At 45.6% G+C, this 362-nt stretch carries 1 pseudogene; it reads left to right on the forward strand.

The window, feature by feature from the left end:
* Positions 1 to 170: 170 nt before the first annotated feature.
* A pseudogene (locus tag AB4585_RS28000) lies at positions 171 to 362 on the forward strand (transcription elongation factor GreB); the annotation flags it as partial.

The raw sequence follows: 362 nt of genomic DNA on the forward strand, positions 1-362 counted from the left end.
GACGTAACACTTGGCGAGGTGAGCAAAACCGTTCGTGTTAACCTGCAGGACAGAAGCCGCTTTGAATACAGCATGATTCTTGGAAAGAACTTTTTGAAGAATGGTGTTGTAGTTGGTAGCGACAATACTTATCTATTGGGTAAGTAATCACGCATGAACAATAACCACAAATGAAGACAAATTTAATTACCCGCGAGGGCTTTGAAAAACTCCAGCAAGAGCACGATTACCTCTGGAACGAACGTCGTCCAGAGGTCACCAAGATAGTCACTTGGGCTGCCAGCCTAGGTGACCGCTCTGAAAATGCTGACTACCAATACAACAAACGCTTGCTACGACAAATCGATCGCCGAGTTCGCTAC

This window comes from Vibrio sp. 10N.222.49.C9 (genome assembly GCF_041474985.1).
Lineage (GTDB): Bacteria > Pseudomonadota > Gammaproteobacteria > Enterobacterales > Vibrionaceae > Vibrio > Vibrio crassostreae_C.